22 protein-coding genes are annotated in these 25,779 nt (G+C 71.9%); 7 read left to right on the plus strand and 15 right to left on the minus strand.

Annotated elements, in window-relative coordinates; all coding sequences use genetic code 11:
* Nucleotides 1–56: 56 nt before the first annotated feature.
* Nucleotides 57–1,925 (minus strand): hypothetical protein, encoded by a 1,869-nt coding sequence (locus KZI27_RS13625; RefSeq protein WP_222658029.1) that lies wholly within the window; start codon nt 1,923–1,925, stop codon nt 57–59.
* 116 nt (nt 1,926–2,041) lie between these two features.
* On the opposite strand from KZI27_RS13625, the gene KZI27_RS13630 reads away from it, so the two are divergent.
* Together KZI27_RS13630 and KZI27_RS13635 are read left to right on the plus strand one after the other, a co-directional pair.
* On the plus strand, nt 2,042–3,334 hold the full coding sequence (locus KZI27_RS13630; RefSeq protein WP_222658030.1) for an acyltransferase family protein: 1,293 nt from the start codon (nt 2,042–2,044) through the stop codon (nt 3,332–3,334).
* Between the two features lie 146 nt (nt 3,335–3,480).
* On the plus strand, nt 3,481–4,455 hold the full coding sequence (locus tag KZI27_RS13635; RefSeq protein WP_222658031.1) for a GH25 family lysozyme: 975 nt from the start codon (nt 3,481–3,483) through the stop codon (nt 4,453–4,455).
* Nucleotides 4,456–4,890: 435 nt separating this feature from the next.
* Here KZI27_RS13635 and KZI27_RS13640 read toward each other — a convergent pair whose 3' ends face one another.
* Nucleotides 4,891–6,114, minus strand: a complete 1,224-nt coding sequence (locus KZI27_RS13640; RefSeq protein WP_222658032.1) for a polysaccharide pyruvyl transferase family protein — start codon at nt 6,112–6,114, stop codon at nt 4,891–4,893.
* A gap of 48 nt (nt 6,115–6,162) precedes the next feature.
* Here KZI27_RS13640 and KZI27_RS13645 point away from each other — a divergent pair, with 48 nt between their 5' ends.
* Nucleotides 6,163–7,350, plus strand: coding sequence for a glycosyltransferase (locus KZI27_RS13645; RefSeq protein ID WP_222658033.1), 1,188 nt, complete (start codon nt 6,163–6,165; stop codon nt 7,348–7,350).
* Here the strand turns inward: KZI27_RS13645 and KZI27_RS13650 are convergent.
* The 4 genes from KZI27_RS13650 to KZI27_RS13665 all read right to left on the minus strand — a co-directional run bounded on the left by KZI27_RS13650 (nt 7,317) and on the right by KZI27_RS13665 (nt 11,471).
* The gene (locus KZI27_RS13650; RefSeq protein ID WP_222658034.1) at nt 7,317–8,732 is read right to left on the minus strand and encodes a hypothetical protein; all 1,416 of its coding nucleotides are present in this window, start codon (nt 8,730–8,732) and stop codon (nt 7,317–7,319) included. The genes KZI27_RS13645 and KZI27_RS13650 overlap by 34 nt on opposite strands.
* Nucleotides 8,733–8,743: 11 nt before the next feature.
* A complete protein-coding gene (locus tag KZI27_RS13655) occupies nt 8,744–10,051 on the minus strand; it encodes a UDP-glucose dehydrogenase family protein (RefSeq protein ID WP_222658035.1) in 1,308 nt (435 codons plus the stop codon).
* Between the two features lie 66 nt (nt 10,052–10,117).
* Entirely contained in the window at nt 10,118–10,666 is a 549-nt protein-coding gene (locus tag KZI27_RS13660) for a PH domain-containing protein (protein ID WP_222658036.1), read from the minus strand.
* 4 nt (nt 10,667–10,670) lie between these two features.
* Nucleotides 10,671–11,471 (minus strand): biotin--[acetyl-CoA-carboxylase] ligase, encoded by an 801-nt coding sequence (locus KZI27_RS13665; RefSeq protein WP_222658037.1) that lies wholly within the window; start codon nt 11,469–11,471, stop codon nt 10,671–10,673.
* A 74-nt stretch (nt 11,472–11,545) separates the two neighbouring features.
* Here KZI27_RS13665 and KZI27_RS13670 point away from each other — a divergent pair, with 74 nt between their 5' ends.
* On the plus strand, nt 11,546–13,141 hold the full coding sequence (locus tag KZI27_RS13670; RefSeq protein WP_123313744.1) for an acyl-CoA carboxylase subunit beta: 1,596 nt from the start codon (nt 11,546–11,548) through the stop codon (nt 13,139–13,141).
* The gene (locus tag KZI27_RS13675) at nt 13,141–13,395 is read left to right on the plus strand and encodes an acyl-CoA carboxylase subunit epsilon (protein WP_222658038.1); all 255 of its coding nucleotides are present in this window, start codon (nt 13,141–13,143) and stop codon (nt 13,393–13,395) included. The genes KZI27_RS13670 and KZI27_RS13675 overlap by 1 nt, the downstream gene beginning before the upstream one ends.
* Nucleotides 13,396–14,179: 784 nt before the next feature.
* Here the strand turns inward: KZI27_RS13675 and KZI27_RS13680 are convergent.
* From KZI27_RS13680 to KZI27_RS13695, 4 genes are all read right to left on the minus strand, one after another.
* Nucleotides 14,180–15,229 (minus strand): hypothetical protein, encoded by a 1,050-nt coding sequence (locus KZI27_RS13680; RefSeq protein WP_222658039.1) that lies wholly within the window; start codon nt 15,227–15,229, stop codon nt 14,180–14,182.
* On the minus strand, nt 15,226–16,581 hold the full coding sequence (locus KZI27_RS13685; RefSeq protein WP_222658040.1) for a sensor histidine kinase: 1,356 nt from the start codon (nt 16,579–16,581) through the stop codon (nt 15,226–15,228). The genes KZI27_RS13680 and KZI27_RS13685 overlap by 4 nt, the downstream gene beginning before the upstream one ends.
* Nucleotides 16,582–16,586: 5 nt before the next feature.
* Nucleotides 16,587–17,303, minus strand: coding sequence for a response regulator transcription factor (locus KZI27_RS13690; RefSeq protein ID WP_123313748.1), 717 nt, complete (start codon nt 17,301–17,303; stop codon nt 16,587–16,589).
* A 131-nt stretch (nt 17,304–17,434) separates the two neighbouring features.
* Nucleotides 17,435–18,694: a class I SAM-dependent RNA methyltransferase gene (locus tag KZI27_RS13695; protein ID WP_222658041.1), complete on the minus strand. Its 1,260-nt coding sequence runs from the start codon at nt 18,692–18,694 to the stop codon at nt 17,435–17,437.
* Between the two features lie 14 nt (nt 18,695–18,708).
* Here KZI27_RS13695 and KZI27_RS13700 point away from each other — a divergent pair, with 14 nt between their 5' ends.
* Both KZI27_RS13700 and KZI27_RS13705 read left to right on the plus strand, forming a co-directional pair.
* The gene (locus KZI27_RS13700; RefSeq protein ID WP_222658042.1) at nt 18,709–19,488 is read left to right on the plus strand and encodes a Maf family protein; all 780 of its coding nucleotides are present in this window, start codon (nt 18,709–18,711) and stop codon (nt 19,486–19,488) included.
* Between the two features lie 79 nt (nt 19,489–19,567).
* The gene (locus KZI27_RS13705) at nt 19,568–21,346 is read left to right on the plus strand and encodes an acetyl/propionyl/methylcrotonyl-CoA carboxylase subunit alpha (RefSeq protein ID WP_222658043.1); all 1,779 of its coding nucleotides are present in this window, start codon (nt 19,568–19,570) and stop codon (nt 21,344–21,346) included.
* 100 nt (nt 21,347–21,446) lie between these two features.
* Here KZI27_RS13705 and KZI27_RS13710 read toward each other — a convergent pair whose 3' ends face one another.
* From KZI27_RS13710 to KZI27_RS13730, 5 genes are all read right to left on the minus strand, one after another.
* Nucleotides 21,447–22,400 carry a hypothetical protein gene (locus KZI27_RS13710; protein WP_222658044.1) on the minus strand — a complete coding sequence of 318 codons (954 nt, stop codon included), beginning with the start codon at nt 22,398–22,400 and terminating at the stop codon, nt 21,447–21,449.
* 100 nt (nt 22,401–22,500) lie between these two features.
* The gene (locus tag KZI27_RS13715) at nt 22,501–24,165 is read right to left on the minus strand and encodes a phospho-sugar mutase (protein ID WP_222658045.1); all 1,665 of its coding nucleotides are present in this window, start codon (nt 24,163–24,165) and stop codon (nt 22,501–22,503) included.
* Nucleotides 24,162–25,004 carry a purine-nucleoside phosphorylase gene (locus tag KZI27_RS13720; protein ID WP_222658046.1) on the minus strand — a complete coding sequence of 281 codons (843 nt, stop codon included), beginning with the start codon at nt 25,002–25,004 and terminating at the stop codon, nt 24,162–24,164. Before KZI27_RS13720 ends, KZI27_RS13715 begins: the two co-directional genes overlap by 4 nt.
* A gap of 52 nt (nt 25,005–25,056) precedes the next feature.
* Nucleotides 25,057–25,335 (minus strand): PTS sugar transporter subunit IIB, encoded by a 279-nt coding sequence (locus tag KZI27_RS13725; RefSeq protein WP_222658047.1) that lies wholly within the window; start codon nt 25,333–25,335, stop codon nt 25,057–25,059.
* Nucleotides 25,332–25,778, minus strand: coding sequence for a PTS sugar transporter subunit IIA (locus KZI27_RS13730; RefSeq protein WP_222658048.1), 447 nt, complete (start codon nt 25,776–25,778; stop codon nt 25,332–25,334). The genes KZI27_RS13725 and KZI27_RS13730 overlap by 4 nt, the downstream gene beginning before the upstream one ends.
* Nucleotide 25,779: the final 1 nt, after the last annotated feature.

Raw genomic sequence — 25,779 nt, forward strand, 5'->3', positions numbered from 1 at the left:
GGCTTCGGGACCAGGTCATCGTAGACGCTGGTGTGGCTCGCTCCCTGGAGCGGCGACTACTTCGCGAACTTGACGATCTGGATGCGGCAGGGGATCTCGGGATCGGTCGACCGGTCGGCGCTGCACGAGATCGTCGCGTTGTACGTCCCGACGAGCTTCCCGGCCATCGAGTAGTCGCGTGCTGGTGCGGTGGCGGGGTCGAACTGCACGAAGTACTGCACGCCCTGGTCGATGAAGAGCTTGCGCATCGCGTCCGAGTGGTACGTGTAGCCCTGACCTGAGCGACCGTACACACGCGTGTCGGTCAGGAACGCGAGCGACGACAGCGAGCGGTAGTTCGAGCCGATGACGGTCGCGTCCTCCGGCAGGACACCGCTCGCCCGGATCTGGTCGGCGAGCCGGACGATCTCGGGCACGTCCGTCGGTCCGGTGACGCGCAGGGCCTCGGTACGGTTCACCGACGGGTAGAAGGGTGCCGGCGACCCGATCCAGTTCTGCGTGAACGACGCCACGGGGACGACGGCGATCGCGACGCACGCGACGATCGTCCGGACCACGCCGCGTCGGCGGACCAGCCGCCAGACGGCCGGCAGCATGAGCGCGCCGATCATCGCCGTCAGGTAGAACAGCGGCCAGTAGTACCGCGCGTTCCCGCCGCCGCTCGACGACGACGTGATCATCCCGTAGCCGACGAAGTAGACCAGGGTCGTCGCCGCCACGATGCAGGTGAAGGCGTACCGGCGGAACCGGACCACGCCGATCACCAGGGCCGCGGCGAAGAGCAGGGCGATCGGTGCGGCGAACGGCGCGAACGTGCTGATCTTCTGCAGGTAGTAGGGCAGCGCGAGCATCCGCTCGTGCAGGTAGTAGCCGGCGCGGGCCGCGATGCCGGAGTCCTTCGTCACCTTCGGCGCGGTGTCCTCGGTCGTGGTGGCGGCGTCGTCGGTCGGCGGCACCACGGCGGGGTCCGGGTTGTCCATCGGGCCCTGCTTGTAGACCGACGGGGTGAAGTCCTCGTTCGGCGAGAACGCGTGCGAGTTCGGCGGCACGGGCAGGAACGGCCAGTCGGTCGCGCGCCCGCCGTCGTCGAACTTCGAGCCGATGTTCACCGAGAGCGACGAGCCCAGGGTCGGCGAACCGTACTTCATGGTGAGGGCGCCCACCCACGGCGCGATGACGACGGCGAAGACCACGATCGTGGCCACGGGCGACGTCCACCAGTGCCGCACCGGCTCGCGGCGGCGTCGAGCGGACCACACCCGCAGCAGCAGCCAGAGGATCACCGCGCCGACCGCCACGGGCAGCAGGAACAGCTTGACGAAGTACCCGATGGCCGCGACGGCGCCGAGCACGCCGCCGGAGACCAGCCGGGCCCGCGTCGACCCGTGCAGCGCCTGGTCCGCCCACCGGAGTGCCCAGAGGTAGCCGACGACCCACGCGACGACGAGCAGGTCGGGGGTCTGCACCGACACCGCGCTCATCAGCGCCGGGATCGCGGTGACCATGAAGAGGACCGCCGGGACGATGCGGTGGTTCTGCGACCAGACCAGCCAGCCGCCGATGCCGAGCACGACGGCGACCGCGAAGCAGTTCACGACCGCGAACGCCGTCTGCATGCCGAGGCCGGCTGCGATGAACGGCGCCATCATCCAGGACACCATCGGCGACCAGTAGGCGTTGATGGCGTCGGGCAGCCAGCCGTTCGCGTACTCGCGGGCGATGCCCATGTAGGAGATGCCGTCGACGTTCGTCACGCCGAGGCGGTTGTGGTACGCGACCGCCGCGCTGAGCGCGACCCCCACGACGACGAGGAGTGCCAGGACGAGCGGTGCGACGACGCGCGCGAAGCGACGCGGAGCGGCCCCCGAACGCCGACGATCCGGCTCGTGGGTGATCTGCGTTGCGGCTGCGCTCGTCGAGGTCACGTGCTTCATCATGACATCCGAACCGAAACACCAGGCACAGGGCGCAGCATCGCGACACCCGCTCGGCGTGTGGGAGACTGCCTGCGACCCCGCTCCGACCACACCGAGGACGATCGTTGGCCACCGAGACCCGCGCAGCAGAATCCGCAGCCGATCCCGTTGCCGCCGCGCCCCGCGCCGGCGGCCGGCTCGAGTTCCCCTACCTGGACGGGCTCCGCGGCCTCGCCGCACTCGCGGTGGTCTTCTACCACGCGTACCTCTTCACCGGGACGACCGGGACCGGCCCGACCGAGCTGCCCTGGCTGCGCCCGATCATCGGCTGGGGCTACCTCGGCGTCCCGCTCTTCATCGTGCTCTCCGGCTACGTGCTCATGCTGCCGGTGCTGACCCGGTTCGACCGGTACCGCCTGCCCGGCGGCTTCTGGAAGTTCGTCTGGCGACGCGCCCGACGGATCATCCCGCCGTACTGGGCGTCGCTCGTGCTGTTCGCGCTCCTCATCCTGTTCGTCCCCGTGCTCGGTCAGCCCGGTGGCACGCAGTGGGACACGAAGCTGCCGATGGGCTGGGGCACGTTCCTGACGCACTTCTTCCTGGTGCACGACTTCTTCCCGCAGTACATCGGCAAGATCAACGGCCCGATGTGGACGGTCGCGGTCGAGTGGCAGATCTACTTCCTGATGCCGCTCCTGATCCTGCCGCTGTGGCGGGTGTTCGGCGGCTGGGCGACGGCCTCGAGCCTGGTGCTGATCGGCATGTGGATGGGCGCCGAGAGCCGCTACTCGTTCATGCACCCGTGGTTCGTCGGCCTGTTCGCGGTGGGGATGCTCGCCGCCGAGCTGACCGTGAAGGCCCGCGACGAGCACCTGTCCGGCGTGGTCCGCGAACACTCGAAGCTCGGCGGGCCGCGGTGGGCGAGCGGCGCCTTCGTCGGCGCGATGGTGCTCGGGACGCTGCTGGTGTTCTTCCGCAACCGCGACTACTGGCAGCACCAGACCTGGCCGTCCGAGGTCGTCACCGGCATCCTGGCCGGCATCCTGCTCACCTGGATGGGCCGCCAGGCGGTTACCGGCAACCACACGTGGCTCGCCCGCTTCTTCGCCTGGAAGCCCTTCGTGCTCGCTGGTCTGGTGTCGTACTCGATCTACCTGTTCCACAGCCCGCTGCTGGGCCTCGGCAACCTGCTCCTGCTGCCCCTCGGCCTGTACCCGAAGTACCAGTTCCTGATGATGGTCTTCGTCGTGATCCCGGTCGTGATCGGCATCTGCATCGGCTTCTGGTGGCTCGTCGAGCGCAACTTCATGAACCGCCGACAGAAGCACGCGACGGCCGAGGTGTCGCACCGCGGACGCCTGCCCGAGGTCGAGACCGACAGCGCCTCCCCCGACGCGGGCAGCCGCAGCGAGCGCTGACGACCGCACCACGTCGCTCGCGGCCGCGGACGCCGTCGTGCTGCGCGTCGCGGACAGCACGGGCGGGCGGCAGGTAGCATCGCTCGGACCGCGGCGTGGGTGATCAGGCCCACGGCATCTCGACAGGGAAGACGAGACGAGACCACATGCGCGCACCGATCACCAGGATCCTCGGACTCGGCACCGCTGCCGCCGTCGCCGGGGCCATCACCTTCGGCAGCGGGACGGCGGTCGCCGAGACCGCCGCGACCACGCCGGCTCCGACGGCCACCGCGTCGGCGGCCCCCGCCCCCGCGGCCGAGCAGCTCTCCATCGCCGAGATGGACCGCACCGGGAACCACACCATGGGCGCCGGCATCGCCGCCCACGCCGGCGAGTCGCACGTCACGGTCACCGCGCCGGACAGCGCCGCCGGCGGCGTGAGCGCCCAGTCGCTGAGCACCTCCGCCGCCGCCACCGCGTCCGGCCCGCCCCCGGGACGCATCCAGGGCTTCGACATCAGCGCCTGGCAGCCGAGCGTCAACTTCCTGCAGGCGTACCGCAACGGCGCCCGCTTCGCCTACGTCAAGGCGACCGAGGGTACCTCCTACGTCAGCTCGACCTACAAGCAGCAGTACGCCACCGCCAAGCAGCGGAACCTGTACCGCGGTGGCTACGTGTACGCGCAGCCGAGCCAGGCGAGCGGCGCCGCGACGGCGAACTACTTCTTCGCGCACGGCGGGCAGTGGAGCAAGGACGGCAAGACGCTGCCGCCCCTGCTCGACATCGAGTACGGCAGTGCGGCACAGGGCACCTGCTACGGCAAGACCTGGGGCCAGATGCGCAGCTGGATCAAGGACTTCTCGAACACCGTCTACAAGAAGATCCACCGCTACCCGGCGATCTACACGACGACGGACTGGTGGAAGCGCTGCACGAACAACAGCAACCAGTTCTCGAAGAACCCGCTGTTCGTCGCGATCTACCCCGTGAAGAACTTCACCACGCCGGGCACCCTCGGACGCAGCTGGTCGAAGTGGACCTTCTGGCAGTGGGCGTCCAGCGGGGTGCTCCCCGGCGACCAGGACGTCTACCGCAACAACATCACGTACCTGAAGCGCTTCGCGGCCAAGACGGAGTGACGCGTCACGCCCTGAGCCGGTGCGGAGGCGGACGGGAAGCCGGTGGCGGCGTCGCCACGCGCCTTCCGTCCGCCACACGGTGCGGACTCCGACACCCGGTGCGCCGTTGCACGCCCCGTGCCACCACACAACCGCGCACCAAACGGGCACGCCCGCACCAGACGACGACGCACGCACGGTGCGCAGCCCACGCACCCACGCGCCCCCCGTCCGCCGCACGGTGCGGACTCCGACACCCGGTGCGCCGTTGCACGCCCCGTGCCGCCACGCAACCGCGCACCAAACGGGCACGCCCGCACCAGACGACGACGCACGCACGGTGCGCAGCCGACGCACCACGCGCCGGCGAGCTTCGCCCGGACGGACGGGAGGCCCGTGGCGGCGTCGCCACGGGCCTCCCGTCCGTCGTCGGCTCACGATCGCGAGCCGCAGGTGTCAGCGGACGTCGCGGGTCGCTTCGGCGAAGTCGGCGTCGAGCGCGGTCGCCATCCGGGCCACGCCCTCGGCGAGCTGCGCGCGGACCGCGTCGCGGTCCGCGTCGAGCCGCTCGAGCTGCGCCGTCACGTCGTCGACGAAGCTCGGCTCGAGCGCCGCCTCGATCGGCTTCGAGAACTCCTGCTGACCCATCTGCTCGAAGAACAGCCGGCCCTTGTCGACGTAGTAGAGCACCGCGGCGGGGACGCCGGCGATGGTCGCGACGATCGCGGAGTGCAGGCGGCTCGCCAGGAACAGCCGGCTGCGCGACATCAGCCCCGCGTACTCGGACGGCGAGAACTCGTCGGCCTCGACGACGTGGGTGCGGTCGGCGTGCCGCATGAGGGCGATGACCTCGCGGGCGAAGGCGGCGTCGCCCTCGGAGGCCTCCATGTGCATCGGGTAGAACACGACGTCGGCGTCCCAGCGGTCGATGACGCGGTCGGCCAGGTCCGCGACGGCCTGGCGGTACGTGACGAGCTTGTCGCTGTCGACGCCGGTCTGCCGGAAGCGCTTCGGCAGGAAGCGGAACGGGATCCAGCCGCTGCGCTTGTAGTGGAACCAGCGGCGGACCCCGAAGCCGATCGAGCCCTCGAGGCGCTCGGCGGTCAGGCCGGTGGTGCGTTCGAGGCGCTCGAGGACGTCGGCGTCGGGCGTGGTGACGGTCCCGACGACGGCAGGGTCGAACGACGACACGATCGGTGTGCGGACGCCCCACGACAGGAGCTTCTCGCGGGACTCGTCGTCGCGCACGGCGAACGAGCGGCACAGGTCGACGGTGGCGCGGATCAGGCGCTTGCTCACGCCGGCGGTCGTCGGGCCGATGCCCTGGAAGGCCCCGACCAGGTTCTTGTTGACCGCACGGACCAGCAGCATCTTGCCGAACCAGTACACGAGGCCGAGCTTGTTCGTGTAGTCCTTGAGGATCTCCCCGCCACCCCACAGGACGACGTCGGCACTGCGTGCGGCACGCAGGAGGGCGAACAGGTCGCCGATGCCGGTGCTGTACGGCGAGACCGGCAGGAACCGGATCCCGAACCACGCGGCGTCCCGCTCGGGGTACTGCGACAGGGAGACGATCTCGGCGTCGGGCCACCGCCGGCGGACCAGCTCGACGTTGCCGGCGAGGATCGCCCGGTCCCCGCGGTTGTGGGGCGAATCGCTATTGTGGATCAGAACGCGCACGGGTGGAGAGCCTACCGGACCGTCCCCCGCGACCCCCGGAAAGGCACGATGTCCCGCCCCACCTCCTCCGCCCGTCCCCGCCTGCTCGTCCTCGGCTCGACGTTCCCGGCCCGTCCGGACGACGGCGTGCCGGCGTTCGTGCTCGACCTCGCCCACCAGGAGGCCCTCGAGTTCGACACGATGGTGCTCACCCCGCGCGTGCCCGGCGGTGCCACCACCGAACGCATCGGCGACGTCGGCGTCCGGCGCTTCCCGTACTTCCCGAAGGCGTTCGAGGACCTGGCCGACGGCGCGATCCTCGACAACCTCAAGGAGCGCCGGTCACGCATCGTGCAGGTGCCGGCCCTGGTGCTCGCGCAGTGGTTCGCGATCCGCCGCGTGGTCCGCTCCGCGAAGCCCGACGTCATCCACGCGCACTGGGCCATCCCGCAGGCCCTGGTCGCGACGCTGGCAGCCCCGGGCGTGCCCGTCGTCGTGACGACCCACGGCGGCGACATCTACGCGCTCCGTGCCGCTCCCCTGGTCCGCCTCAAGCGCTGGGTGTTCGGCCGTTCGGCGCACGTCACGACCGTGAACTCCGAGATGCGGGAACGGTTGACCGAGTGGGGCGTACCCGAGGCCCGGTCCACCGTGATCCCGATGGGCGTCGACCTCGGCCCGGCCCGCGACACCCGCGCCCGCGTCCCCGCCCAGGAGCACCACGTCGTGGCGGTCGGCCGGCTGGTCGAGAAGAAGGGCTTCGGCAACCTGATCGAGGCCCTCCGCGGGCTCGGCTACGACGTGCCGTGGCGGCTCACCGTGGTCGGTGACGGTCCCTACCGGGCCCAGCTCGAGCAGCAGGCCGCCGGACTGCCCGTGACGTTCCTCGGTCAGCGCGGACGCACCGAGGTGCTCGAGACCCTCGCATCGGCCACCGTCGTGGCGGTGCCGTCGATCCCGGCGGCGAACGGCGATCAAGAGGGACTGCCGGTCACCCTGCTCGAGGCTGCTGCCGTCGGTGCAGCGATCGTCGCGAGTGACCTGCCCGGCATCCGCGACGTCGTGCGGGACGACGTGTCCGGCGTCCTCGTGCCCCCTGGCGACGTCCCTGCGCTCCGGGCAGCCCTGCAGCGCGTCCTCACCGACGATGCCGCACGGGCGCGCTACCAGGAGCAGGCCGTCGTCTCGGCGGCGGAGTTCTCCACCGAGCGGATCGGCGAGCGCTACCGGGCGGTGCTGCGCGCGGCCATCGCGTAGGTCACCAGCATCGCGGCGGCGCAGACGACCGCCGCCGCGAACGCGAGCACGACGACGGTGCCGGAGTGCTCGACGAGGTCCGAGCCCCCGAACCGCAGGAGCGACCACGTCGGCACGAACGCGAGGGCGCCCCAGACCAGCACGAGCACCGTTGCCGCGCGACGCCAGGCGAGGAAGCCGGCCGCCATCGCGAACACGATCGGCAGCAGCACCGTGAGCGTGTACCGGTTGAGCGGTGCCCCACCCCCGGCGGTGTAGCGGATCTCGACGACGACGAACAGCAGCGTGACGACGACGAGCATCGCGACCACGAGACGGCGCGGCCACCGGTCGTCGTCGGCGGGCGCCCAGGGTCGCAGGCGCCGCAGCACGAGGGCCGCGACGAACAGCAGCACCGGGACGAGCAGGAGCACCCACGGCAGCGGGCTCGCGATCGGCAACGACCCGCGGTACAGCGCGAAGAGCTGCCGCCAGAAACCGAGCATCGAGACGACCTCGGCCTCGGAGTAGTGCGGTCGCGGCGTGTACCCGGGCCAGGCGGTCGGTCGGCCGCTGAACGACCCGGTCAGTGCCTCGTTCCGCAGCCAGAACCACCCGGAGGCGGCTGCGGCCGCCAACACCGGGAGCGCCGTGACGGCGACGCGGGCCCAGGCACCGCGGAGCCGGCCGAACCGGACCGTGCGGGCCAGCGCGAACGCGACGACGATCGCCACGAGCCAGAGGGCGAACGACAGGCGGGTCGTCGCCCCGGCCGCGGCCACGAAGGCACCACCGACGGCGAGCCCCGGGCCGACGCCGGACCGGAGCGCTGCGCCCGCGACGCCGCACGCCAGCGCGCAGGTCAACGCTGCGAGCGAGTCGTTGTACACGACGCCGCCCTGCACCACGAGGACGCTCGTCGACGCGGTGACGACGGCCACGGTGGCCGGCAGCCGGACGACCCCGGGGAAGCAGCGGCCAGCGGCCCACGCGGCGACCGGCACGATCGCCGCCACGAACACGGCGTTCACCAGACGACCGAGCACCACGGCCTGCACCGGGTGCCCGGCGTCGACGAGCGGCCCCACCACCGGTGCGAGCAGCAGGTAGAAGAGCGGCGGGTGCTGCGCGACCCACTGCACGGGCGGGGTCCCGCCGAACCCCGGACGGAACCGGATGCCGTCGGACAGGACCGGCAGCTGCCCGTGCCAGACCCGCAGCACGTAGTCGACGTGCGCCGACTCGTCCACGCTCGCGAGCGGCATCGACGAGAACGTCCGCGCCACCGACGCCGTCAGGGCGAGCAGCGTCGCCGCGAGCACGACCGGTGTCACCCAGTCGGCCTGGCTGAGTCGTCCGGGTCGACGCAGACGTCCGGCGGCCAGACGCTGGATCCGGCCCACGACGATCGGCGTCAGCGCCCCATGCCGCGGTACGTGAAGCCCGCTGCGGTCCAGGCGTCGCGGTCGAGGCAGTTGCGGCCGTCGATGACGACCGGGCTCGACACCAGGGACGCCGCCGTGGTCGCGTCGAGCTCGCGGAACTCCGTCCACTCGGTCAGCACGAGGACCAGGTCGGCGCCGGACAGCGCGTCCGCCGCGGTCTCGACGAAGTCGAGCTCCGGGTGCACGCGACGGGCGGTGACGACGGCCTCGGGGTCGTAGGCGGACACCGTGGCGCCGAGCTCGTGCAGGCGTGCGGCGATGTCGAGGGCCGGCGAGTCACGGACGTCGTCCGAGTTCGGCTTGAAGGCCAGACCGAGCACCGCGACGCGCTTGCCGGTGACGACCCCGCCGAGCAGCTCCTGCGCGAGCTCGACGACGTGCGCACGACGACGCAGGTTCGTGGCGTCGACGTCGGCCAGGAACGCGAGGGACTCCCCGACGCCGAGCTCGTTCGCCCGGGCCTGGAACGCGCGGATGTCCTTCGGCAGGCAGCCGCCACCGAAGCCGAGGCCGGCGTTCAGGAACTTGCGGCCGATGCGGGCGTCGTGGCCGATGGCGTCGGCGAGCGCGGTGACGTCGGCACCGGCGACCTCGGCGATCTCGGCCATCGAGTTGATGAAGGAGATCTTCGTGGCGAGGAACGCGTTCGCGCTGATCTTGACGAGCTCGGCGGTGGGCAGGTTGACGACGAGTCGGGGCGTGCCGGTGGAGAGCGCCTCGGCGTAGACCTCGTCGAGGGCGTCGACGGCGGCCTGTCCGGCGTCACCGTCCGGGACGCCGTAGACGAAGCGGTCCGGGCTGATGGTGTCCTGCACGGCGAAGCCCTCGCGGAGGAACTCGGGGTTCCAGACGAGCGTCGCCCCGGGCACGGCCTCGGACACCTCGTCGGCGAGGCGCGCAGCGGTGCCGACCGGGACGGTCGACTTGCCGACGACGAACTCGCCGGCGGACAGGTACGGGGTGAGCGCGGCGACAGCGGCGTTCACGTACGTCAGGTCCGCGGCTCCCGTCGGGCTCTGCGGCGTCCCGACGGCGAGGAAGTGCACGCGGGCACCGGCGACCTCGGCCATGTCGGTGGTGAAGCGGATCCGGCCGGAGGCGAGCGCCTCGGTCAGGATCTCCGGGAGTCCGGGCTCGAAGAAGGGGGCCTCGCCGGCGGCGAGCCGCTCGATCTTCGTCGGGTCGACGTCGACCGCGACGACCTCGTGTCCGAGCTTGGCCATGGAGGCGGCGTGCACGGCACCGAGGTACCCGCAGCCGATGACAGAGATACGCACGACGAAGACGGTACCGGTTTCTCGTGGGAGGTCCAGCACCGCAGCGGCCAGGGTGTCGCGGCGGCGTCAGGCTCGGACGTCGCCCCACGGCGGTCGGTCCGGGCCGCCGACGATCTCGTCCCAGTCCGGCTCGCGGTGGCGCCGCCGGGCCTCGTGGGCCTCGACCAGGTCGTGCAGGACGGCCACCACCAGGTCGGCGTGCGGCACGTCGGCGAGCACCACCGCGGGGTCGTCGCCCGGGAACACCAGGACGTCACCGGAGCGGAACACCCCCTGGAGCCCGCGCCGGCGCACCGTCACGTCGTACCCGCGGGAGTGCAGGAGCTCGCGCCGGGTCCGTGTACCGAGCCCGTGCACGACCACGAGCCGACGGGTGGTGACGACGTACCGCTCGGACATCCACCGGAACAGCGGTACGGCACCACCGAACACCACGAGCACCACGACGAGTGCGGCGACGACGACGTTCAGCCACGCCAGCTGCGCCTGGAACACGCCGAACCCGAACCCGCCGGCGACCATGACCAGCACGACGAACACCGCTGGGCGCACCAGTCGACGAGCGTGTGGTCGCAGGCGAGCGACGACGCGTTCGGGCGGCGGCTCGGCGGTCATGCCGTCATGCATACCGCAGGTGGGTGATGTCCCCCACGGCGACGCCCCTGGAGGCGCCCGCTCGATCCCGGATCGTGATGCGGCCCTCGTCGTCGATGCCGGTGGCGTCCGCTTCCTCGACGGTGCCGTCGGGCAGCTCGAGGCGGATGCGGCGACCGATCGTGCCGCACGCGGCACGGACGTGGGACCGGACCGTCTCGGCGGCGGGACCACCCGTGACCAGGGCGGCCACGGCCTCCAGGACGGCGGCACGGAAGGCGGACAGGACCGCGTCGGCCAGGGCGGGAGCGTCGTCGACCGCGCCGGCGACGCGCAGCGACGTCGACGTCGGGGTGGGCAGGCGGTCGGCGGGGATCGTGAGGTTCACGCCGGCGCCGACCACGACGCTGCCGTCGGACGCGACCTGGCAGAGGATGCCGCACACCTTGTCGCCGGCGACCTGCACGTCGTTCGGCCACTTGACGGCGACGTCGGCGCCGGCGGGCAGCACCCGGGCGATCGCATCGCGCATGGCGGCGCCGGCGACCAGGGGCAGCCAGCCGCGGTCGTGGTCCGCGAGGTCGGCGCGCACGAGCAGGCTCGCGGCCAACGCTTCGCCGGCGGGAGCACTCCACGTGCGGTCCAGGCGCCCGCGACCCGAGGTCTGGTGGAGCGTCGCGACCACGCTGCCGTGCTGCCGCGCGGGTGCCGCGGCGAGCAGGTCGGCGTTCGTGGAGCCGGTCTCGTCGGGGACGGCGAGGGTCGCGCCCGCCGACCGGACCGCCTCGCTGGTGACGGGGAACGACGGCGACGGGGATGTGGACATGCACGCAAATGTACGGGCAGGAACCGTGGGGGTCCTCCAACCGGCCCCGACCCCGCCGCCGGTAGGGTGAGCGGGTGACTTCAGGAGACACCCCCGATCTCTCGACGACGGCCGGCCGGCTGGCCGACCTCCGTGAGCGGTACCACGAGGCCGTGACCGCCGCGGGCGAGTCCGCGATCGCCAAGCAGCACGCCAAGGGCAAGGGCACCGCGCGCGAACGCATCGAGCAGCTGCTCGACGAGAACTCCTTCGTGGAGTTCGACGAGTTCGTCCGCCACCGCACCACCTCGTTCGGCATGGACGCCAAGCGCCCCTACGGCGACGCGGTCGTCACCGGCGTCGGCACGATCCACGGCCGCAACGTCGCCGTGTACGCCCAGGACTTCACCGTCTTCGGCGGGTCGCTCGGCGAGGTCGCCGGCGAGAAGATCATCAAGGTCATGCAGCACGCGCTGAAGACCGGCGTGCCGATCATCGGAATCCTCGACTCCGGCGGCGCCCGGATCCAGGAGGGCGTGGTCGCGCTCGGCAAGTACGGCGAGATCTTCCGCCTCAACACCCAGGCGTCGGGTGTCATCCCGCAGCTGTCCATCGTGATGGGCCCGGCAGCCGGCGGTGCGGTGTACTCCCCCGCCCTGACCGACTTCGTGATCATGGTCGACAAGACCAGCCACATGTTCGTCACCGGCCCCGACGTCATCAAGACCGTCACGGGCGAGGACGTCGGCTTCGAGGAGCTCGGTGGCGCGCAGACCCACAACGCGGTCTCCGGCGTCGCCCACTACCTGGCCGAGGACGAGACCGACGCGCTCGACTACGCCCGCTCGCTCATCGGGTTCCTGCCGGACAACAACCTGTCCGACGCCCCCGCCTACGACGTCGCCCCGGAGCTCGAGACCACCGACGCCGACCACGAGCTCGACGTCGTCATCCCCGACTCGACGAACCAGCCGTACGACGTCACCACGATCATCGAGCACATCGTCGACGACGGCGAGTTCCTCGAGGTCCAGCCGCTGTTCGCGCCGAACATCCTGATCGGCTTCGGCCGGGTCGAGGGCCGGACCGTCGGCATCATCGCGAACCAGCCGCAGGCCATGGCCGGCACGCTGAACATCGACGCCGGCGAGAAGGCGGCCCGCTTCGTGCGGTTCTGCGACGCGTTCGGCATCCCGATCCTGACCCTGGTCGACGTCCCCGGCTACCTGCCCGGCACCGACCAGGAGTGGACCGGGGTCATCCGCCGCGGCGCGAAGCTCCTGTACGCCTACGCCGAGGCCACCGTGCCGCTCGTCACCGTGATCACGCGCAAGGCCTACGGCGGCGCGTACATCGTGATGGGGTCGAAGCAGCTCGGCGCCGACATCAACCTGGCCTGGCCGACCGCCGAGATCGCCGTCATGGGCGGACAGGGCGCCGTCAACATCCTGTACCGCGCCGAGATCAAGCGCGCCGAGGAGTCCGGCGAGGACGTCGCAGCAGTCCGCACGAAGCTCGCGAACGAGTACACCTACAACGTCGCGTCGCCGTACCTGGCGGCCGAGCGCGGTGAGCTCGACGGGATCATCCAGCCGCACGCGACCCGCGTCTCGGTCATCAAGGCCCTGCGCGCACTGCGCGGCAAGCGCGCCACGCTGCCGCCCAAGAAGCACGGGAACATCCCGCTCTGATGGGCCGTCACGCAGCTCCGGTCCCCACGGACGAGCCGGCATCGGTCGCCGACGTCCGGGTGGTCTCCGGCGAACCCACCCCCGAGGAGCTCGCAGCGGTCGTGGCCGTGCTGCAGCGCCAGGCCGACGAGGCCGCGGCGGCCGGCCGGGCCGAGGTCGTCGACGAGCCCCGGACCGGGTGGCAGGCGTCGGCCCGCGGTCTGCGTCGTCCGCTCGACCACGGTCCCGGTGCCTGGAGCCGATCGCTCCGCTGACCTCCGCTGACCGTCTGACCTCGCTGTACCCCTGGTGTCACCGTGTCGGTTGCCGTTGCAGGCTGCACTTCCCGGTCGGTATCCCCTCACACGGGGGACACGAATCGCTCAAGGGGACCGGAAATGCCGATTTTGTCCCCCATAATGACGACTGACACGAGGGTTGTGGGTTGGCATAGTTACTGGTGTTCGGTGTCCTTCAACGAAGAACATCGCAGGTCGGTGGCCGACTAGGGTACGACGCCACCGCCCGCTGCGAGGCAGGGCGACATTCGGGTTGTCGCTCAGCCTCGGGTCGTGAACGGGCCGGTCGGATACGACCGGCCCGTTCCCCGTTTCCGGGGCGTTCGCGTCGCTCTGGTCGTCGGTCGTCGACGCGGAACGACATCCTCGACGTCGTACGACGTCCACAGTGTCGTCCCCCGGCGCCTGCAACGGTTGCACGCGCGCACGAGCGACACCCCCGACGTCGTACGACGTCCGTGTTGTCGCGTCAGCCGTCGGCGCCAGCCCGGCGCGACCTTGGTGCGGCCGGGAGGCGCGTGGCGGCGCCGCCACGGGCCTCCCGGCCGGCACGTGTCCCGTCCACCGCCGCGGGCGCGTCCCACGGACCCGGAACGACGTCCTCGACGTCGTACGACGTCTAGGGTGTCGTCCGCACGCGGACACAACAGTTGCGCGCGCGCACGAGCGACACCCTCGACGTCGTACGACATCGACCTTGTCGCTTCCGTCCGGCCGCGCACGACGCCGCACGCGACCACGCGTGCAGGCGCAACGCGCCTCAGGCGGGCTCGTGCCGCGGGATCTCGAGCCAGAGGGCCACGGAGTCGTCCTCGTCGCCGTCGTCGTCCTCCATGCCGGCTCCGAGGGCGGCGGACTCGCTCGCCGCCGTGTCGAGCTTGAGCCCGACGACGGTCACCGCGGAGTCGGACCCCTCGCTGACGGTGCGGACGATGACGTTGTCGGCCTCGCGGGCCTGTCGGAGGGCCTCGGCGATGCGGGCGTGGATACGGCGCACGTCGTCGACCTCGAGCTCGTCGAGGCCGCCGTCGTCGTGCAGCTGCACCGTCGCACCCCGACGGCGCAGGCGCATGACCTCGTCGCGGACGTCCTCGGACAGCAGGGAGCGGCCGCGGATCTCGTCACGGATGGCCTGCTCGAGGTGCAGGCACTCGGCCCGGTCGGCGTCGTCCAGGTCGCCGCACGAGTCGATGATCCGCTGCAGCATCGGCAGGGCCATCCGTGTGGTCTGGCTCAGACGGAACTGCCGCTCGAAGACGTGGGCGTCCTGCGCCGCCTGCCAGTCGGCGGTCTCCTGCTCCGCACGGACGAGCTCGCGGGTGTTCCGGATGGCTCGGTTCATCGCCACGGCGAACACCGTGGCGATCGCGACCCAGGCCACGCTGCCGAGCACACCGAGCGCTCCGAGCGCGTCGAGACCGGCCCACGCCACGGTGTACACCGCCAGGAAGAGCACCCCGGCCCACGCGAACGGGCCACGGCCGCGGACGACCAGGACGACCATCAGCGTGCCGACGGCGGCGATCCACCACGTGGCGTTCCCGGGACCGTTCGCCAGGTCGACGACCGGGGCCGCGACGAGCGGCATCACGACCGCGGTGGCGAGCGAGAAGCACGCCGTCCAGACCGGCAGCACCTTGCCGGGCACGAAGAGCGCGGCGCCGGTGGCCGCCGCGTAGAGGACCATGCAGGCGATGACGGGTCCGACGTCGTGCACGCGCTGCAGTGACGCGACGGCGAGGACCAGGTGGTACACGGAGAACAGCGACGCCAGGCCGATCGCGATGCTCGCGGGGAGGGAGACCTTCATGCGGCGGCTCCGGTCGTCGAGGGCGCGGACGGCGTGGGAGGCGACCAGGTCAGCTCGATGCGCGTGCCCTCGCCCGGGGCGGTGTGCACCTCGGCGCGGCCGTCGACGGCCGCGACCCGCTCGATGATCGAACGCCGCACCCCGAGTCGTTCGGACGGGATCGTCGCGACGTCGAACCCGCGGCCGTCGTCACCGACCTCGACGTGCACGCCGTCGTCGTGCTGCTCGACGCGCACCCATCGGGCGACCTCGGGCCCACCGGCGTGCTGGACGCTGTTCACGGCGGCCTGCAGCGCCGCCGAGGCCAGGGCGTCGGCGACCGAGGCCGGCAGCCGGACCGGGCCGGTCGGGGCGGGCACGAGCCGGACGGGCGCCGCGAGGGCACCGATCGCCTCGCCGATGCGGGCGCGGAGGTCGGCGAGCGGGACCGGGGTGTCGTCGTCCGGGCCGTCGGCCGCCGCGGCCTCGAGGTGGTCGATGGCGTTCCGCGCCATGCGCGCGGCGAGGGTCTTCGCCTCGAGCGTGTCGGCCCGGGCAGCGGAGAGCAGCGTCGTCAGCACGCTGTCGTGCACGATCGCGTCGACCTGCACGCGTTCGACCTCGACCGCGTGGTCACGGATCGCGAGCGAGTAGCGGCGGACCGCGGTGGACTGCGCCGTGTCGACGGACGAGGCGGCCCGGCGCAGGACCACCGCGATGACGAGCACCGCACCGCTGAGCAGCGCGGTGTACACGCCGTCGAGCAGTGCGCGGACGAGCCCGGCGTCACCGCCGACCGGGGTGAGCCGGAGGACCACGTAGACCGCCGGCACGAGCGCGGTGTAGATCGTGGCCCGCCACGTGGCGAAGCCCATCGCCGCAGCGGTCGAGCCGACGGTGCAGAACCACCACGGCCACGGCTGCTGCGTGGACGGGATCGACTCCTGCACTGTGAGCGGCCACGTCGTCAGCGCGACCAGGAAGAGGAGCGCGCACAGGATCTGCGCGAGCTGGGCGATCCGCGGCACGAACGCCGACACCCCGACCAGGACGAACGACGCCCCGAGTGCGATCGCGACGAGCGGACCCCAGAACGGGTCGAGGTACGGCAACTGGGCGAGGACGGCCGGGGTGTCGACGATGCCGAGGCCGACGGCGGCCATCGCCAGCAGGATCGCGAAGGCACGCTCCACCGAAGCCTGCGTGATCGACGCGCGGACGCTGCGCGACGGGTCGGCGCCGAAGGGCGCTCCGTCCCCGACGCCGACCGGGTCGCCACCGGCTTGGCTCGACGCCGCACCAGCGCCGCCCGACCCGCGGCCGGAGCGCCTGCCGGTCCCCCGGCGCGACGCCGGCTCAGCCGCGCTCACCATCGGGTTCAGCGACCGTCGCCGTCGGGGTCGATGCCCGAGTCGAGACCGGGGAGGATGCCGTCCTCGACCGCCCGTCGCAGCAGGTCGACCTTCGTCGGGGCCGGGCGACCGACCTCGACGTACTTCACGCGGATGCGGTCGAGGTACTCGCGCGCCGTGGAGTACCCGATGCCGAGCTGCTGCGCCGCCAGCTTGAGCGGCAGGCCCGAGGCGTACAGGTGCAGGATCTCGCGCTCGCGCCGGCCGAGCTGGGCCTTCGCGAAGTCGCGGTCGGCGTCGATGGCGCTCGCCCACTCGAGGTTGTTCAGCACGTCCCCGCGGGCGACGGTAGCGACCGCGGCCATCACCGTCTTCGTGGCGGACGACTTCGGGATGACACCGGCAGCCCCTGCTGCGAGTGCCTCGCGGACGTTGGCGACGCGGTCCGCGATGGAGTGCACGAGGACGGCGGAACCGGTCCCCTGCACACCCTTGACGTTCTCGGTCACGGTCGAGCCGTCACCGAGGGACAGGTCGAGGACGACGACGTCGACCTCACGCCCGTCGAGGTTCTGGACGTACTCGGGCACGCTCGCGGCGGTGAGCACCACCTCGAAGCCCTCGTTCTGGCACGCCGCCTGGATCCCGAGTCGCACGGACTCGTGGTCGTCCACGATCGCGACCCGGACCGGCCTGGTGGCCGCGCCCGTCGTCTCGGCTGCGGTTGTCGTTCCTGCTCCCACTGTGGCCTCTCGTTCCGATGCGCGTCCCCGGCCCCTGAAACCGGTTCGCCATCAGCGCCCAGGATACCCAGGCTGGACTCAGGTCCGGGGAAACGAGGCGCGCCACGCGGACGAAACCCCGTGGATCCCCGTCAGCGCGCGGGCGTCAGGCGCGCCACGGCCTCCATGTGGTGGGTGTGGGGGAACAGGTCGAACGCCCGCAGCGCCTCGAGCTTGTACCCCAGGTCGGCGAACGTGGCGACGTCCCGGGCGAGCGCGACGGGGTCGCAGGCGACGTACACGACCTGCGACGGCTGCAGGGCCGCGATCTGCTCGACGACCTGCCGACCGGCTCCGGCGCGCGGCGGGTCGAGGACGATCGTGCCGGCGGCGAACCGGTCCTTCTCGGCGCGCGAGGCGTTCGCCACCGTGTTCGCGAGCCAGCGGTCGACCCGCCCGGTCTCGGCACGGGCGCCGAGCCACTCGGCGAGGTTCTCCTGCGCGTGCTCGGTCGCGCGCGCGGCGCTCTCGACGCTCGTGATGCGCGCCTTCGGTCCGACGAGGTCGCCGAGTGCGGCGGCCAGCAGGCCGACGCCGCCGTACAGGTCCAGGTGGGTGCCCTCGGGGTCGAGCCGGTCGCGGTCGACCAGGTCCTGCACGGCCTCGGTGAGCACCGACGCCGCGGCACGGTGCACCTGCCAGAAGCCGTTGTCGTCGACCTCGAAGGTGCGCTCCCCCACGACCTCGGTCACCACGGTGGGCTTCTGCTCGTCGATGACGAGCCGGGCGCCCTCTGAACCGCTCGGCGCGAGCACGTCGATGACCGACGAACCGGGCATCACCCCACGACCGAGCGGTGCGCTCTGCTGCACGGCGGCGTTCGCGAGCGGCAGGCTGGTGACGGGGATGACGGAGTGCGAACGGGCCCCGAACGGACCAGCGGTGCCGTGCTCGTCGACGTGCAGACGGACCCGGGTGCGCCACCCGAGGCCGTTCGCCGCGTCGTCACCGGGCGCGGCCTCGACGACGACGTCCGAGCCGAGCACCGACGCCAGGTCCGTGTGCGCGAACCGCGAGAACGAGTCGACGAGCACGTCGTGCTTCAGCGTGCGCTGGTGGGCGAGGGCGATGTGGCCGAACTCGGCACCACCCGGGCGCGTCTCGGGGTCGCGGTCGAGTGCGGCTTCGGCCCAGACGTGGTCGACGCGGTGCTCGCTCGGCGTGACGACGCTGACCGTGTCGGCGCGCCAGAACGACTTCTTCCGGTCCTCGGTCACCCGGGCGACGACGCGCTCCCCGGGGATCGCGTCCGAGACGAAGACCACCCGGCCCTCGTGCCGTGCCACCGAGATGCCGCCGTGGGCGATCCCGGTGACGTCGAGTTCGAGCAGCGTTCCGACCGATTCACCCATGGTGAGATGGTCCCATGCGTCTGTACCTCGCGAGTACATCCCCCGCCCGCCGAGCACTCCTCGCCCAGTCCGGGATCGAGCCCGTGCTCGTGTCCCCCGGGGTCGACGAGGACGCCGCAGCAGCGGCAGCGGCCGCAGCGCTCGGCCGCGACCTGACCGGTCCGGAACTCGTGTCGCTGCTCGCCGTCGCCAAGGCGTCGGCCGTCGCGGACGCCGACGTCGCCGGCTCGCCGGTCGACGGCTTCGTGTTCGGCGGCGACTCCGCCTTCGAGGTCGACGGGCGCCTGTACGGCAAGCCGCACGACCCGGCCGTGGCCCGGGAGCGCTGGCGGCAGATGCTCGCCGCCGGCGGCGGGACGCTGTGGAGTGGGCACTGCGTCGTCGACCGGCGCCGCGACCTGGACCCGGCAACGGGGCGGACGGGAGGCCCGGATGCGGCCCGCCCCGTGCCTCCCGTCCGCAGCCTGGTGACGTCTCCTGCCGGCGTGCCGGAGCTGGGGGACGTCGCGCCCGGCGGGTCGGCCCTGGCCGCCGGCGGGGACCGCGTGGTCGCCGTGGACAGCGCGGTGCTGACGTTCGCCGACGACGTGTCCGCCGACGAGATCGACGCGTACGTGGCGACGGGCGAGCCGCTCGAGGTCGCGGGGGCGTTCACCATCGACGGGCGGGCGGCGGCGTACATCACACGGATCGACGGGGCGCCGTCCGCGGTGATCGGGATGTCCTTGCCGGTGCTGCGCTCGATGCTGCTCCGGGGCTTCGGGATCGCCTGGCACGACCTCTGGTCACTGTAGACATCCGCACCTCTTCGGGGTGGTTCTTTGTGGGTGCCAGTCAATTCGTCCCCCCGTCGCACGAATACGCTGATGTCTCATGCCCCGTATCAGCAAGGTCCTCATCGCGAACCGCGGCGAGATCGCCGTCCGCATCATCCGCGCGGCCCGCGACGCAGGCAAGGCATCCGTCGCGGTCTACGCCGACCAGGACCGTGACGCCCTCCACGCACGCCTCGCCGACGAGGCCTACGCGCTGAACGGCACCACGAGCGCCGACACCTACCTCGTCATCGACAAGATCATCTCGGTGGCCCGCCGCTCCGGCGCGGACGCCGTGCACCCGGGCTACGGGTTCCTGGCCGAGAACGCCGACTTCGCCCGCGCCGTCATCGACGCCGGGCTGACCTGGATCGGCCCGTCGCCGGAGTCGATCGAGCGCCTCGGCGACAAGGTCTCCGCGCGCCACGTCGCCGAGAAGGTCGGGGCGCCGCTCGCCCCCGGCACCATCGAGCCCGTCAAGGACGCCTCCGAGGTCATCGCGTTCGCGGACGAGGTCGGCCTGCCGGTCGCCATCAAGGCGGCCTTCGGTGGCGGTGGCCGCGGTCTGAAGGTCGCACGGACGCGCGAGGAGGTCGCCTCGCAGTTCGAGTCGGCGACGCGTGAAGCCATCGCGGCGTTCGGTCGGGGCGAGTGCTTCGTCGAGAAGTACCTCGACAAGCCGCGCCACGTCGAGACCCAGTGCCTGGCGGACGAGCACGGCAACGTCGTCGTCGTGTCGACGCGTGACTGCTCGCTGCAGCGCCGGCACCAGAAGCTCGTCGAGGAGGCGCCCGCGCCCTACCTGACGGACGCGCAGCAGGAGCGACTGTACGAGTCGTCGAAGGCGATCCTGCGCGAGGTCGGCTACGTCGGCGCCGGCACCTGCGAGTTCCTCATCGGGGCCGACGGCACCGTGTCGTTCCTCGAGGTCAACACCCGCCTGCAGGTCGAGCACTGCGTCTCCGAAGAGGTCACCGGCATCGACCTCGTGCGTGAGCAGTTCCGCATCGCCGAGGGCGGCGTGCTCGACTACTCCGACCCCGTCGCGCGCGGCCACTCGTTCGAGTTCCGCATCAACGGCGAGGACCCGGGCCGCAACTTCTTCCCGGCGCCCGGCCCCGTGCACGCGTTCAACGCGCCGTCCGGCCCCGGTGTCCGTGTCGATTCGGGCGTCGTGTCCGGCGACGTCGTCTCCGGTTCGTTCGACTCGATGCTCGCGAAGCTCGTCGTCACCGGCGCCACCCGTGCCGAGGCGCTCGAGCGTTCCCGGCGAGCACTCGCCGAGTTCGAGGTGACCGGCCTGCCGACCGTGCTCCCCTTCCACCGTGCGGTCGTGTCGGACCCGGCGTTCGCCACGGACGACTCCTCGCCGTTCTCCGTGTACACGCAGTGGATCGAGACCGACTTCGTCAACGAGATCCCAGCATGGAGCGGCTCTCCCGAAGAGCTCCCGGCACCGGCTTCGCGCGACTCGGTCGTCGTCGAGGTGCAGGGCAAGCGCATCGAGGTCACCATGCCGTCGATCGTCGGTGCCGCTGCCGGTGTTGCCGGTCGTCGTCCGGCCGGCCCCACCGCTCCCCCGAAGCGTCGCTCGTCGGCGGTCAAGGGCGGCATCGCGAAGTCCGGTGGGTCCGTCGCGTCGCCGATGCAGGCCACCGTGGTGAAGCTCGCGGTCGCCGAGGGTGACACCGTGGTGAAGGGCGACCTGCTCGTCGTGCTCGAGGCCATGAAGATGGAGCAGCCCGTGCAGGCCCACAAGGACGGCGTCGTCACCGGCTTGAACGCCCCGGTCGGTCAGACGGTCTCGTCCGGCCACGTGCTGCTCGAGCTGGCGTAGCCCGGGGCGCGTTCGCGCGCGGTCGCCGCTCCGCTCCGCGGTCGTCGGGTTGCGCCCCGCTGTGGTCATCGCGCCCCGACTCTTCGGGGCGCGATGACCGTCAGAGGGCGCGGATCGCAGCATGACGCCAAGCCGTGCCCCAGTTCGGACCAAGCGGCACCCCGGCATCGTGCAGGATCCGCGGGAGCTGCCCCGCGGGCATCGCATCCGACCACATCACCCGTGCGAAGCCGTTGACCTCACGACGACGGCGGAGACGGTCCTCCCGGCGCTTCTCGTCGACCAGGGCGTCCGCCGCTGTCCGCCCTCGCCGCGGGTCGTCGTACTTCACCCGGCCGTCGAACTCGACGATCACTCCGGCTTCCGCGAACCACAGGTCCACCCGGTCGCGGAGCAGGCCGTCGTGCCGGAACTCCTGCTGCAGGACCGGGTCCGGAGCGCCGAGCACGTGCGCACCCCACCGTGTGATGCTCTCCCCCGGTGACTCGGCGAGCGGATCCGCGTGCTCGACCAGTTCCCGCGCGCGCCGATGCCCGCGAGCACGGCGACTGCCGAGCGCTTCGAGGATCGTCGCCCGCTCGACGCCGCGCCGCAAGACTGCGTCGAGCACGACGATGGCACGCCACGGGTGTTCGCGAAGGGCGACGTCGACCGCGGTCTCGGTCAACGTCGTGACGGGCACACCGTCGACCTCGACGGAGGACGGTCGCCGGCCGGCGCTGCCGATGCGCTGGATGCTCTGTTTGACCTGTCCACGGTCGCGGGACGGGTCGGTCACCGTGACACGTCCGCCGAACGCCCCGATCCACGGAAGTCCGAGCATGGCGACCGCGGACCGGTGGGACACCACGACGGAGCCCCTCCCGCCGTCGACCACACTCCGCACGAGCGTGCGATGTCGTTCGCGTCCCGTCATGGACGCCCACTCGCCCGACCCGACGTACGTGCCACGGTGCACCCGGACGAGGGAGCCGGCATCCGCCGCGCGACGGATCGCCGATGCACGACCGGGGTCCTGCGCGAGGCCGACGGTCGAGATGAGTTCGTGTTCCACGCTCCGATGATCGCGACGCACGGCCCATCGGGAGCGAGGTCTGCGCAATCTGTGGACAGGCCATGGAGCAGCGCACGAACGAGCGGAACCGGCCCCGGGGCTAGGAGACCAAGGGGCGGACCGAGCTCGCCAGGGCGTCGACGAGGCGCTGCGCCTCGGCGGGGGTCTCCGCGACCGTGTCGATGTAGACCTTGACCTTGGGCTCGGTCCCGCTCGGCCGGACGATCACCCGTGCGTCGCCGGTCAGGTCGTAACGCAGGATGTCCGACGGCGGGAAGCCCTCCACCCCGTCGACGTAGTCCGTCACGGTGAGGACCTCCAGCCCGCCGAGCGACGTCGGCGGCGTGGATCGGAGCGACGCCATGATCTCCCCGATGCGCGACAGGTCGTCCACACGGGTCGCGACCTGCCCCGACGCGAACGCCCCGAACTCGGCGGCGAAGGCGTCGAGCTGCCCGGCGATCGACGAGCCGGCAGCGGCGAGGTCCGACGCCAGCGACAGTAGCGACAGCGCCGCGGAGATGCCGTCCTTGTCGCGCACGACCTCGGGGTCCACGAGGTAGCCGAGCGCTTCCTCGTACCCGAAGAGCAGCCCGGGGACCCGCGAGACCCACTTGAAGCCGGTCAGGGTGTCCCGGTACTCCAGGCCGTGGCGGGCGGCGACACGGGCCAGCGCCGGCGACGAGACGATCGACGCAGCGAGCGTGCCGGTCGTCCCCGCCTCGGACGCCCGAGCGGCAGCCCGCCACCCGAGCAACCAGCCGACCTCGTTGCCCGAGAGCCTCCGGAAGGAGCCGGACCCGTGCGGGATCGCGAGCGCGAGCCGGTCGGCGTCGGGGTCGTTCGCGATGACGAGGTCGGCGCCTACGGCGACACCGCGGGCGATCGCCAGGTCCATCGCGCCGGGCTCTTCGGGGTTCGGGAACGACACGGTCGGGAACGCGCCGTCCGGGTCGATCTGCTCCGGCACCACCGTCGGCGACGCGAACCCGGCCGCGGCGAACACCGCACGGGCGGTCTCCCACCCGACACCGTGCATCGCCGTGTAGACGACCTTCGGCTGCGCTTCGGGTCCGAGTGCCGGCGGGGCGACGGTCGCGGCCGTGGCGGCCACGTAGGCGTCGAGCAACGCGGACGAGGCGACGGTGTAGTCGGTGCCCCGGAGCAGGTCCGTGATCGACCCTGCGGCGACGGCGTCGATGGCGTCCGCGATCTCGCCGTCGACGGGCGGCACGATCTGCGACCCGTCGTCGTCCTGCCCGAGGTAGACCTTGTAGCCGTTGTCGCGGGGCGGGTTGTGGCTCGCGGTGACCATCACCCCGGCGCCGACGTCGAGGTGCCGGACGGCGAACGCGAGCACCGGTGTGGGGAGGGCACTCGGCAGCAGCGTGACCTCGAGCCCGAGACCGCGCATCACCTCGGCCGAGTCGCGGGCGAAGACGTCGGAGTTCACGCGGCCGTCGTAGCCGATGACGACACTACGCGACCGGCCGGTGTCGATCAGGAAGCGTGCGAGCCCTGCGGCCGCCTGGGTCACGACGACCCGGTTCATGCGGAGGGGACCGTAGCCGAGCTCGGCGCGGAGTCCGGCGGTGCCGAACTGCAGCCGTCCCCCGAACCGTGCGGCGAGGGCCTGCACGGCCGGACCGGAACCGTCGGCGGCGGCGTCGATCGCGGCTGCGAGCTCGTCGCGGGTCTCCGGATCGGGGTCCTGCGCGAGCCAGGACCGTGCGGTCCCGAGCACGTGGTCGAGATCGATCTTCACGAGGCCGTCTGCCCGAGCGCCGTCACCACACGGGCGAGGAGGTCCGCGATCACCGGTTCGGCCTGCTTGCCGGCCTCGAGCACCTCGGTGTGCGACAGCGGCGTCTTCTGGATGCCGGCCGCCAGGTTCGTGATGAGCGAGAACCCGAGGACCTCCATGCCGGCCTGCCGGGCGGCGATGGCCTCGAGCGCGGTGGACATGCCGACGATGTGCCCGCCGATGGTCTTCGCCATCTGCACCTCGGCCGGGGTCTCGTAGTGCGGCCCGCGGAACTGCGTGTAGACGCCCTCGTCCAGGGACGGGTCGACCGACCGCGCGACGTCACGCAGACGGGCCGAGTACAGGTCGGTCAGGTCGATGAACGTCGCACCCTCGAGCGGGCTGTCGGCGGTCAGGTTGATGTGGTCGCTGATGAGCACGGGGGTGCCGGGCGTCCAGTGCTCCTTGATGCCACCGGCACCGTTCGTCAGCACCATGATCGAAGCACCCGTCGCCGCAGCGGTGCGGACGCTGTGCACGACCCGGCGGACGCCGTGGCCCTCGTAGTAGTGCGTGCGGGCCCCGATGACCAGCGCGTGGCGGCCGTCGGCGAGGCGGATCGACCGGATCGTGCCGGAGTGTCCGGGCACGGCCGAGGCGCTGAAGCCGGGGACCTGGTCCGCCGGGATCTCGGACACGGTCTCACCGATGATGTCGGCGGCCTTGCCCCAGCCCGAGCCGAGGGTCAGGGCGATGTCGTGCCGCTCGATGCCGGACTTCGCGGCGATGACGGCAGCGGCGTCGCGCGCCACCTCGAACGGGTCGGCAGCGGGGTCGTTCAGCGGGTTCTCGGTGCTCATGCCCCAACTCTAAAGGGCCGATGCCCACGCAGCGGCCGTGGCCGCACCCGGCTCAGTGCTCGCCGAGCGCCCGGTCCACCGCCGCCGTGATCTCGCCCTGGTCGAAGTGGTTCCGGATGACGATGACCTCGGCGTAGGTGTCACCGATCGCCTCGACGAACTCCTGGCTGGTGAGGATCACGTTGGCGTCGTCGGACACGTCCCGCACCGAGGCCACGTCGGCCGCGACGACCGACGCCCGCAGGCCGAGTGCGGACAGCGCCTTCTCGGCGTTCACCTTGAGGATGCCGCTCGACCCGATGCCGGCACCGCAGATGGTCACGATCTTCACGCGGACACCCCCATGATCGTGCGGACCTCGTCCGCCGTCGTCGCGTCGGCGATCCGCCCCGTGACGGCCTGGTCGTTGAACAGGTTCGCGATCTCGCCGATGGACTCGAGGTGCGTCCCCACCCCGGCGACCGCGAGCCCCAGGACGACGCGGACGGGGTCGTTGTGCGGGTGGCCGAACGCCACCGGCGACGCCAGGGTCACGACGGCGAGCCCGTCGCGCAGGACCGCGCCACCCGGCCGGGCGTGGGCGAAGGCCAGTCCTGGGGAGATCACGATGTACGGCCCGTGTTCCTCGACCATGCCGACCATGGCGTCGGTGTACTCGTCGGTCGCGGCTCCGGACGCGACGAGCGCGCCGCCGGCCAGGCGCATCGCGTCACGCCAGGTGGGCGCGGTGGCCCCGAGGAGCACGGCGGCGTCCGGCAGCGGCGGCAGTCCCATG

The sequence above is a fragment of the Curtobacterium sp. TC1 genome (assembly GCF_019844075.1).
Taxonomy (GTDB): domain Bacteria; phylum Actinomycetota; class Actinomycetes; order Actinomycetales; family Microbacteriaceae; genus Curtobacterium.

Excerpts from the sequence above, each read along its gene's own strand:
- KZI27_RS13665 (WP_222658037.1), bottom strand. The coding sequence starts at position 11,471 with ATGTCCACATCCCCGTCGCCGTCGTTCCCCGTCACCAGCGAGGCGGTC.
- KZI27_RS13700 (WP_222658042.1), top strand. The coding sequence starts at position 18,709 with ATGCGTCTGTACCTCGCGAGTACATCCCCCGCCCGCCGAGCACTCCTC.
- KZI27_RS13695 (WP_222658041.1), bottom strand. The coding sequence starts at position 18,694 with ATGGGTGAATCGGTCGGAACGCTGCTCGAACTCGACGTCACCGGGATC.
- KZI27_RS13730 (WP_222658048.1), bottom strand. The coding sequence starts at position 25,778 with ATGGGACTGCCGCCGCTGCCGGACGCCGCCGTGCTCCTCGGGGCCACC.
- KZI27_RS13685 (WP_222658040.1), bottom strand. The coding sequence starts at position 16,581 with ATGGTGAGCGCGGCTGAGCCGGCGTCGCGCCGGGGGACCGGCAGGCGC.
- KZI27_RS13660 (WP_222658036.1), bottom strand. The coding sequence starts at position 10,666 with ATGACCGCCGAGCCGCCGCCCGAACGCGTCGTCGCTCGCCTGCGACCA.
- KZI27_RS13635 (WP_222658031.1), top strand. The coding sequence starts at position 3,481 with ATGCGCGCACCGATCACCAGGATCCTCGGACTCGGCACCGCTGCCGCC.
- KZI27_RS13705 (WP_222658043.1), top strand. The coding sequence starts at position 19,568 with ATGCCCCGTATCAGCAAGGTCCTCATCGCGAACCGCGGCGAGATCGCC.
- KZI27_RS13680 (WP_222658039.1), bottom strand. The coding sequence starts at position 15,229 with ATGAAGGTCTCCCTCCCCGCGAGCATCGCGATCGGCCTGGCGTCGCTG.
- KZI27_RS13720 (WP_222658046.1), bottom strand. The coding sequence starts at position 25,004 with ATGAGCACCGAGAACCCGCTGAACGACCCCGCTGCCGACCCGTTCGAG.
- KZI27_RS13645 (WP_222658033.1), top strand. The coding sequence starts at position 6,163 with ATGTCCCGCCCCACCTCCTCCGCCCGTCCCCGCCTGCTCGTCCTCGGC.
- KZI27_RS13675 (WP_222658038.1), top strand. The coding sequence starts at position 13,141 with ATGGGCCGTCACGCAGCTCCGGTCCCCACGGACGAGCCGGCATCGGTC.